The organism is Nocardiopsis halophila DSM 44494, from assembly GCF_000341245.1.
Lineage (GTDB): Bacteria > Actinomycetota > Actinomycetes > Streptosporangiales > Streptosporangiaceae > Nocardiopsis_A > Nocardiopsis_A halophila.
The window spans coordinates 1-9,164 of record NZ_ANAD01000188.1; the positions used below are offsets into that span (position 1 = coordinate 1).

8 protein-coding genes are annotated in these 9,164 nt (G+C 73.4%); 3 read left to right on the forward strand and 5 right to left on the reverse strand.

Going from position 1 to position 9,164, the window contains the following annotated elements; genetic code table 11:
* The first annotated feature begins 106 nt into the window (after positions 1 to 106).
* From D450_RS30865 to D450_RS0121395, 3 genes are all read left to right on the forward strand, one after another.
* Positions 107 to 1,114: a lipopolysaccharide biosynthesis protein gene (locus tag D450_RS30865; RefSeq protein WP_017540690.1), complete on the forward strand. Its 1,008-nt coding sequence runs from the start codon at positions 107 to 109 to the stop codon at positions 1,112 to 1,114.
* Positions 1,115 to 1,224: 110 nt separating this feature from the next.
* On the forward strand, positions 1,225 to 1,746 hold the full coding sequence (locus D450_RS0121390; protein WP_017540691.1) for a glycosyltransferase family 28 protein: 522 nt from the start codon (positions 1,225 to 1,227) through the stop codon (positions 1,744 to 1,746).
* Positions 1,743 to 3,239 carry a glycosyltransferase gene (locus D450_RS0121395; protein ID WP_017540692.1) on the forward strand — a complete coding sequence of 499 codons (1,497 nt, stop codon included), beginning with the start codon at positions 1,743 to 1,745 and terminating at the stop codon, positions 3,237 to 3,239. Before D450_RS0121390 ends, D450_RS0121395 begins: the two co-directional genes overlap by 4 nt.
* Positions 3,240 to 3,778: 539 nt before the next feature.
* Here the strand turns inward: D450_RS0121395 and D450_RS0121400 are convergent.
* From D450_RS0121400 to D450_RS0121425, 5 genes are all read right to left on the reverse strand, one after another.
* Positions 3,779 to 4,774, reverse strand: coding sequence for a glycoside hydrolase family 26 protein (locus D450_RS0121400; protein ID WP_394296679.1), 996 nt, complete (start codon positions 4,772 to 4,774; stop codon positions 3,779 to 3,781).
* A gap of 713 nt (positions 4,775 to 5,487) precedes the next feature.
* Complete coding sequence (locus tag D450_RS0121410; protein ID WP_017540695.1) at positions 5,488 to 6,396, reverse strand: sulfotransferase family protein; 909 nt, start codon at positions 6,394 to 6,396, stop codon at positions 5,488 to 5,490.
* A 114-nt stretch (positions 6,397 to 6,510) separates the two neighbouring features.
* Positions 6,511 to 7,779, reverse strand: coding sequence for a sulfate adenylyltransferase subunit CysN (gene cysN, locus D450_RS0121415; protein ID WP_017540696.1), 1,269 nt, complete (start codon positions 7,777 to 7,779; stop codon positions 6,511 to 6,513).
* A gap of 44 nt (positions 7,780 to 7,823) precedes the next feature.
* Positions 7,824 to 8,750: a sulfate adenylyltransferase subunit CysD gene (gene cysD, locus D450_RS0121420; protein WP_017540697.1), complete on the reverse strand. Its 927-nt coding sequence runs from the start codon at positions 8,748 to 8,750 to the stop codon at positions 7,824 to 7,826.
* A 52-nt stretch (positions 8,751 to 8,802) separates the two neighbouring features.
* The coding region (locus D450_RS0121425; RefSeq protein ID WP_017540698.1) for an inositol monophosphatase family protein at positions 8,803 to 9,164 on the reverse strand (362 nt) is incomplete at its 5' end.

Genomic DNA, 9,164 nt, shown 5'->3' on the forward strand with positions numbered 1-9,164 from the left:
TTCCTGCCGTTCGCCGCGGTGACCGAGGCGCTGCTGGCGGCCACCCGCGCCTACCACGACATGGCGNGTCGAGAAGGTCGGGCGGCCGCTGGGACAGCTGCTGCTGGTGGCCAGCGCGGCGGCGGCCGGGTCGGCGGGCCTGCTCGCGGTGGCCTGGGCCGGCCCCTACCTGCCCGCCGCCGCGGTCGCCTGGCTGTGGCTGCGCCGGGTGCTGCGCCGGGCGCCGGTGCCGCCCGCGGACCGGGACGACGCGCCGCCGGCGCCCGGCCCCGTCGGCCCCCGCGAGTTCTGGGGGTTCACGCTTCCGCGCTCGGCGGCGCAGGTGGCCCAGATCGGGATCCAGCGCAGCGGGATCGTGCTGGTGGCCGCGGTCCAGGGGGCGGCCGCGGCCGCCGTGTTCACCGCCGGGACCCGGCTCCTGGTGGCGGGGCAGTTCGCGACGCAGGCGGTGCAGTTCGCCGCGGGACCCCGCCTGGCCGAGATGCTCGCGCTCGAGGACCGGGAGGGCACCGCGCGGCTGTACCGGTCGGCGACGGCGTGGCTGATCTGCCTGACCTGGCCGCTCTTCCTGCCGACGGTCGTGTACGCCCCGCTGGTGATGGAGGTGTTCGGACCGGGCTACGCCACCCCGGCGGGGACAGGGGTGCTCGTCGTGGTCGCCCTCGCACAGATGGCCTCGGCCGCGCTGGGGATGGGCGACCTGCTGCTGACCATGGCGGGGCGTACCGGTTGGAACCTGGCCAACAACCTGCTGGCGCTGGCGGCCAACCTGGCGCTGTGCCTGCTGCTGATCCCGCCGCTGGGCGCGGTCGGGGCGGCCCTGGCCTGGGCCGCGGCGATCGGGGTGCGCAACCTGCTGCCGCTGGTCCAGCTGCACCGGACGGTGGGGGTGCACCCCTTCAGCCTCCGGTGGACGGCTGCCGCGGGGGCCTGCCTGGTCTGGTTCGGCGGGGTGCCCGCGGTGTGCGCCGCCGTGTGGGGGACGACCGTGCCGTCGCTGGCGGTGGCGCTCGCGGCGGGCGGCTGCGGGTGGACGGTGACGGTCTGGCGCCTGCGCACCCTGCTCGACCTGGACGGCCTGATCCCCAGGCGCTGGAGGCGCGGCCGACCCTGAGGAGGGGGCGCCCTCCGCGGTCCCGATCATGGATTTCCCCACGAAACAACACATGGCGATGAAGAAATTACTCAGAGTTATGCAATGATGTCCCCGTGCCAACCGCGTTCATGGCGCCCTCCGGGCGCGCTCCGAGTTCGACCGCCGGCGCCCCTTCCGCGAGCACCGTCCCGCCGGAGGGCGCGCCGATCCTGTTCGTGGCCTCCAGCGGCGGCCACCTCGCGCAGCTCATGGCCCTGCGCCCGTGGTGGTCGGGGCGCGCGCGCAGCTGGGTCACCTTCCGCACCCCCGACGCCGAGGCCCTGCTCAACGGCGAGGAGGTGCGGTGGGCCCACCACCCCACCACCCGGGACGTGCCCAACCTGCTGCGCAACACCGTCCTGGCGCTGCGGGTGCTCGCCGCCCGCCGCCCGGCGGCGGTGGTGAGCACCGGCGCGGGGGTCGCCCTGCCGTTCTTCGTGCTGGCCCGGCTGATGCGGGTGCCCACGGTCTACATCGAGGTCTACGACCGCATCGAGACCCCGACGCTCACGGCCCGCCTGTGCCGCCCGTTCACCCGGCTCTTCCTCGCCCAGTGGGAGGAGCAGCGATCGTTCATGCCCACCGCCATCACCGTAGGACCGCTGCTGTGACACAAGCGCCCGATTCCCCCGACGCCCCGCTCGTCCTCGTGGCCCTGGGGACCGACCACCACCCGTTCAGCCGCCTGGTGGAGTGGGCCGACGCCCTCGCCCGCGAGCGCCCCGGGGTCCGGGTCCTGGTGCAGTACGGCCGCTCCCCGGCCCCCGAGACCGCCGAGGGCGAGTCCTTCATCGCCCCCGACCGGCTGGAGGAGCTCATGCGCTCGGCCGCCGCCGTGGTCACCCACGGCGGGCCAGGGACGGTCACCGCCGCGCGCCGCGCCGGGCACCTGCCGCTGGCCGCGGCCCGCGACCCCGAGCTCGGCGAGCACGTCGACGACCACCAGCTGCGCTTCGTCGCCCGCCTGGACTCCTCCGGGCTGGTCCGCTCCTGCGCGACCGCCCAGCAGCTGGCCGCCGCGGTCGACAAGGCCCTGGCCCACCCCGGCGAGTTCCGCATCGGCTCCGACGCCCCCGGCGGGACCGGCGGGCAGGTCGGCGAGGCCGCCGCCCTGCGCGCCGGCGAGCTCATCGACCTGCTGGCGCCCCCGCCGCACGCCGAGCGCCCGCTGCCCGCGCTCGCCGAGGCGCCGAGCGAGTGGCCCGAGGTGTGCGCCGTGGTGCCCACCCGCGACCGGCCCGACCTGCTGCGCCGCACCCTGCGCTCGATCGCCGAGCAGGACTACCCCGGGGTGCTGCGCACCCTCGTCGTCTTCGACAACGACGACCCCGACCCCGCACTGGCCTCGGACGACGCCCTGCGCCCGGTCGAGGTGGTGGTCAACGACCACAGCCCGGGCCTGGCCGGCGCCCGCAACACCGGGATCCTGGCCGCCCGGGGCGACTTCGTGGCCTTCTGCGACGACGACGACACCTGGTTCCCCGGCAAGCTCCGCTCCCAGGTGGAGGTGCTGCTCACCGACCCCGGCACCGAGATGGTCTGCTGCGGCATCCGGGTCGTCTACGACCGCACCGAGGCCGAGCGGACGCTGGACCGCACCGCCGTCACCTTCTCCGACCTGCTGGGCTCCCGGCTCACCGAACTGCACCCCTCGACCTTCCTCATCCGGCGCGCGGCGCTGGTGGACGGCTGCGGCCCGGTCAGCGAGGAGCTGCCGGGCAGCTACGCCGAGGACTACGAGCTGCTGCTGCGCATGGCCCGCCGTGCCCCCGTCCGGAACATCCCCGCGCCGGGCGTTCGGGTGCTGTGGCACCGCCGCTCGCACTTCGCCGGGCGCTGGCAGACCATCGCCACCGCGCTGCGCTGGCTGCTCGACCGCTACCCCGAGTTCCTGCTGGTGCCCAGCGGCTACGCCCGCGTCGCCGGCCAGATCGCCTTCGCCGAGGCGGCCGCGGGCCGCCGCCGGACCGCCCTGCAGTGGGCCGGACGCACGTTCCGAGCGCGCGCGCTGGAGCCGCGCACCCCGCTGGCCCTGGCGGTCGCCTGCGGCCTGCCGGCCGCCTGGGTGCTGCGCACCCTGCACCGCCACGGCAAGGGGATCTGAGAACCATCCCGACGCACTCCTGACAGGGCCTTGGGACGCCTGTGGGAGCATGCCGCGTTCTTTCGCGTCCGGCCGGAGCGGCTCCGCTGTCAGCGACCGCACGGGGGCCGTCCCAGAGGGGGCGTCCCCGTGTTCGACGGCTCTCGGGGATCCCGCGCCGGGTGCAGCGTGCTCGCGACCCGTGGAGCGCGGTGACCGGCATTCCGGCCGGTCAGCAGCATACCGTCAGCGCTGAAGCGCACGGTCCGCGGTCGGGGAGGCCGGCCTCTGCGCCGAGAACGACGTGCCGTTGGACGTGCAGGGCGACGAGGTGCTCGGATCCAACGGCCGCAACGTCGGCACGATCGACGGCGACCGGCCGGCCGGTCGGCGGCTCGACCGCTCGGCCGATTCCGCGGTCACCGGAGGGGCGCTCACCCCCGGCTCCGGCACCGGAACCGCCGGCGCCCCCTGGCAGAGGCCGCCGTTCGGGGCGAAAGGCCCGGCATCAGCGGCCGGCACCGACCCGGCGGGGGCGGTCGCGTCCTGCGCGGACGCCCTCACTCCTCCCGGCGGCGGCCGAGGATCTCGTCCTGCACGGTCCGCAGGTGCTCACCGGTCTGCAGGGCCTTCTCCACGATCTCCTTCACCCGCTCGGGCACGGCCACGTACGGATGCCGTCCCGCCAGGGCGTACCCCCACTGCGCGTAGGCGTCCTGCCGGACCCGGAAATCGCAGGTGGGAGCGGTCATCCCGTCCCACATCTTCACGGCCTTCACCCGCTCGTAGCGCTTGAGCACCTCGGGGATGTCGGCGTACCACTCGGCGGTCCCCTTGGGGTCCCCCGGGATCGGCACCGTGCCCATCTCACCGATCATCACCGGCTTGTCGGGGTCGATCCCGTGCTCGGCACCGTTCTCCTGGATCCACTCGTAGGCCGGGCTGAGCGCGTCCTCGAAGGAGAGCACATGGTCCCAGTGCGGCATGAGCTCGCACCCGGTCATGTTGTAGGCTTCCCAGCTGATCCAGTCCACGTAGTCGTTGCCCGGCCACAGCTCCGGGAGCCGCGGCAGGTTCTTCGGCCAGCCGGTCACGTTCCAGACCCACACGGCGTTCTCCGCGCCGTTCTCCCGGTACAGGTCGACGATGTGGCGCCAGGCCCGGACGAACTCCTCCGGGGTCCCGCGGGTGTGGTAGCGCTTGTTGGCATCGGCCTCGTGGTCGAAGGTGACGAACACCGGGTACTCCAGGCCGGCGATGCGGCGCGCCTGCGCCCGCAGGGACCGGTCGAAGCGGCCGTGGATAATGTCGGAGTACTCCTGCGTCGGGTGGTCCCGCACGTTGAAGCGCTTGGCCTCGATGTTGGCGTGGATCAGCCGCCCCTCCTCGGCGAGCTCCAGCTCCTCGTCGGTGGGGATCTCCGTCTGGTCGATGCCGTTCCAGGTGTAGACGATGTCGAGCTTGCGCCCGGCCGCCTCCTCCAGCGGCTCAGGGTCGCCCTGCCAGGGGCTGGCGCCCCACCACAGGCCGCAGGAGGGCTCCATGATGTCGCTCACGTCGCACCGGGGGTCGCCCCCGGGCGGCTCGGGCGGAACCCCCGGCGACGCCGTCGGCTCCGGGGAGGGCGCCGGCGTGGGGGACGGTGTCGGCGGCTCCGGGGACGGCAGCGACGAGGGCGACGGGCTCGGGGACGGGGTCGGGGACAGGCTCGGCGACGGGCTCGGCGAGGGCGTCGGGAGCTGCGGAATCTCCAGGCCGCCCGCCGACGGGGACGGGCTCGGTGAAGGGCTCGGGGACGGGCTCGGCGAGGGCGTCGGCTGCTGCGGGATCTCCAGGCCGCCCGCCGACGGCGGCACGGACGGGGACGCGGACGGCGGGAGGGACGGCAACGGGGACGGCACGCCCGACGGTGAAGGACTGGGGGAAGGGCCGGGCGAAAGGCTCGGCGACAGGCTCGGGGACGGCGTCGGCTGCCGAGGGATCACCAGGCCTCCCGGCGGCTCCTGTGGGGCCTGGGCGGCCGGCTCGGGCGACCCGGGGGCCACGAGCCCGAAGTCCTCGACAGCCCCCTCCCGCTCTTCGCACGACGCTGTGGCGACGAGCAATGCCGCCACCAGCGCCCCCGTCCGCAGCGCACCGGCACGCCCGTGCTCCCGCTCCACGATCGGCCCCCTCCCAGGTCACCCTGGAACCCCCTCGGGAGAACCCTGGAGTATGACAATACGCAACTGATCGACGACCAAAGGTGATCGAATCGGGCGTGTCGCTTTCAGTACCCGAATCTCCACCGAACCGGGAGGGTCAGCGCGGACACCGCGACCCGTGCCGGGGGCGCCAGGTGCGAGCGCCAGCCCACGTCGGCCCGGACCCGTACCGGCCCCGAGGTCAGGCGCATCGGGTTCCCCGAGACCGTGTGCGCCGGCGACAGCTCCGCGGACCCGTCCGCCCCCAGCGGCAGCCCCTGGGCGCCGCACCCGGCGAACTCGGCGATGGCGCGCAGCTCCCCCAGCGGGTCGCTCGCGAAGTCCTCGTAGCGCACCCGGCGCGTGGGCAGCCCGCCCCGCTCCAGCGCCGCCAGCACCCCGTTCTGGGCCATCCACTGCACCGCGGTGCGGGCCGGGGAGTAGCGCGCCATGTACTGCTCGGGGCTGGTCGGGCGCGCGTCCGGCCGGGGGACCCGCTTGCCCCAGGCGTGCGCGACCGCCCGGGGGTCGCGCACGATGTGCAGCAGCCGCATCCGGGCGCCGTAGCGCAGCCGCAGGCAGGCCGCCAGCGAGGCGTGCTTGCTGGAGTCGACCACGGTGGCGCACCCGCTGACCGCCGCCACCGCCCGGTAGAGCCGGTCGTAGAAGGCGGTGTAGCGGGCCGCGCGGGCGGCCAGGTCCGGCGGCGGGTCGTCGGAGAGCAGGGCGGGCACGAACCGGGTCCGGTCCACCGCCGCCTTGAGCTCCAGCACCTCGGCGGCGTCGACCCGGTCCCAGCCGCCGAACGCCTCCCGGCCCACCCGCACCCAGAACGGGCAGCGGCCGAAGGGCTCACCGCACCCGCACACCTCGTCGTCCACGAGGCTGCGCCGCCACATGTGCACGACCTCGCCCATCGAGCACACGCCGGGCACCTCCCCCAGCAGCCGCTCGATGAGCGTGGAACCGGACCGGCCGATCCCCCCGACGAACACCAGACGAAATCCGCTCACGGGGCGCAACCTTAGTACGACGCGTCACGCCGCGCTCGCTTTCCGTGATTTGCGCAGGTCTTTCCGGTGCCGCCCGGGAGACGCGGCGGTTCCGGATCAGTCGGCGTCGATCACCATGCCCGCGCCGACGGTGGCGTTGGTGCCCTCGTCGACCAGGATGAACCCGCCGGTGATGCGGTTGCGCTTGTACTCGTCCACGAACAGGGGCTGGGCCGCGCGCAGCGCCACCCGCCCGATCTCGTTGAGCGAGAGCTCCCCCGCGTCCTCGTCCCGGCTCAAGGTGTTGACGTCCAGCCGGTAGAGCAGCTCGCCGACCTTCACCTTGGCGGTGCGCGTGGTGTGCTTGAGCAGCAGCTTCGAGTTCGGAGTGAGCGTGCGCGACTCCGACATCCAGCAGACCATCGCCTGCAGGTCCCGCGCCTGGGCGGGGCGGTTGTTGGGGCGGCAGATCATGTCGCCCCGGGAGACGTCGATGTCGTCCTCCAGCAGCACCGTCACCGACTGCGGGGTGAAGGCCTCCTCCAAGTCGCCGTCGGCGGTGACGATGCGCGAGACCCGCGTGGAGATGCCGGAGGGCAGGTGGACGACCTCGTCGCCGCGGCGCAGCACCCCGCCGGCCATCTGGCCGGCGTAGCCGCGGTAGTCGTGCAGCTCGGGGTCGTCGGCCTTGTGCGGGCGCACCACGTACTGGACCGGGAACCGCGCGTCGATGAGGTTGCGGTCCGAGGCGATGTGCACGTTCTCCAGGTGGTGCAGCAGCGAGGTGCCCTCGTACCAGGGCATCTCCATGGAGCGCTCGACCACGTTGTCGCCGTGCAGCGCCGAGATGGGGATGAACGCCAGGTCGGTGACGTCCAGCTTGGCGGCGAAGTCGGTGAACTCGGCGCGGATCTGCTCGAACCGCTCCTGGGAGTAGTCCACCAGGTCCATCTTGTTGACCGCCACCACCAGGTGCGGCACCTGCAGCAGGGTCGCCAGGAAGGCGTGCCGGCGGCTCTGCTCCTGCAGCCCCTTGCGGGCGTCGACCAGGATCACCGCCAGGTCGGCCGTGGAGGCGCCGGTGACCATGTTGCGGGTGTACTGGATGTGCCCGGGGGTGTCGGCGATGATGAAGGTGCGCCGGGGGGTGGCGAAGTACCGGTAGGCGACGTCGATGGTGATGCCCTGCTCGCGCTCGGCGCGCAGGCCGTCGGTGAGCAGCGCCAGGTTGGTCTGCTCCTCGCCCCGGCCGCGGCTGGTGCGCTCCACCGAGTCGAGCTGGTCCTCGAAGATGGACTTGGAGTCGTAGAGCAGGCGGCCGATGAGGGTGCTCTTGCCGTCGTCGACGGACCCGGCCGTGGCGAACCGCAGGATGTCGTTGGTCATGGTGCGCGCATTCCTCGGGAAGGGTTCGGTGCGGGTGGGGCCGGTCAGAAGTAGCCTTCGCGCTTGCGGTCCTCCATGGCCGCCTCGCTGGCGCGGTCGTCGGCGCGGGTCTGTCCGCGCTCGGTGATGCGCGTCGCGGCGATCTCGGCGATGATGTCGTCGATCTCGGTGGCGGTGGAGCGGACCGCGCCGGTGCAGGTCATGTCGCCGACCGTGCGGTAGCGCACGGTCGCCTCGAAGACCTCTTCGCCCTCGTCGCGGTTGATGAAGGGGCCGTCGGCGAGCAGGATGCCGTCGCGCTCGAAGACCGGGCGCCGGTGCGCGTGGTAGATGGAGGGCAGCTCCAGCTCCTCGCGCCGGATGTAGTCCCACACGTCCAGCTCGGTCCAGTTGGAGATGGGGAAGACCCGGATGTGCTCGCCGCGGTCGATCCGGGTGTTGAACAGGTTCCACAGCTCGGGGCGCTGGGCCTTGGGGTCCCACTGGCCGAACTCGTCCCGGAAGGAGAAGACGCGTTCCTTGGCGCGGGCCTTCTCCTCGTCCCGGCGGGCCCCGCCGAAGGCCGCGTCGAAGCCGTGCTCCTCGATGGCCTCCAGCAGAGCGGCGGTCTGCAGCCGGTTGCGGCTGGCCCAGCGCCCGGTGGGCTCGGTGACCTTGCCCTGGTCGATCTGGTCCTGGACGGAGGCCACGACCAGTTCCATCCCGGCCTGGGCCAGGCGGCGGTCGCGGAACTCCATCACCTCGGGGAAGTTGTGACCGGTGTCGACGTGCATCACCGGGAAGGGCACCCGGCCGGGCCAGAACGCCTTCTCGGCCAGGCGGAGCAGCACGAGGGAGTCCTTGCCGCCGGAGAAGAGCAGGACCGGGCGCTCGAACTCGGCGGCGACCTCGCGCATGATGAAGACGGCCTCGGCTTCGAGGTGGTCCAGTTGGGAGAGCCGGTACCGTCCAAGCTCCGCTGCCGTGCCCATGTCCTGCGCCTCGCTCCCGTGAAGTCCGACGGCGGACCGCGGCCCGGCCGGCCTAACCGGCCGCCTGGGGGCCCGCCCCGTCCAGATCCGCCACGTCGCGGATGCTCCCCAACAACATACCCGACAATTCCGGTCGACATACAAGGATATCTGGCAGCGACGGGTCGAGCGCGTTGTACTCCAGGGCGGAGCCGTCGATCCGGGAGGCGTGCAGCCCGGCCGCGTGCGCCACGGCGACCGGCGCCGCGCTGTCCCACTCGAACTGGCCGCCGGCGTGCACGTACAGGTCGGCCATGCCCAGCAGCACCGCGCAGATCTTGGCCCCCGCCGACCCCATCGGCAGGATCTCCGCGCCCAGCGCGGTGGCCATCTTCTGCACGAACTCCGGGGGCCGCGAGCGGCTGGGGGGGGGTC

Bases quoted from the DNA above. Each gene is read 5' to 3' on its own strand.
- D450_RS0121390 (WP_017540691.1), top strand. From the start codon at position 1,225: ATGGCGCCCTCCGGGCGCGCTCCGAGTTCGACCGCCGGCGCCCCTTCC.
- cysN (WP_017540696.1), bottom strand. From the start codon at position 7,779: ATGACCAACGACATCCTGCGGTTCGCCACGGCCGGGTCCGTCGACGAC.
- cysD (WP_017540697.1), bottom strand. From the start codon at position 8,750: ATGGGCACGGCAGCGGAGCTTGGACGGTACCGGCTCTCCCAACTGGAC.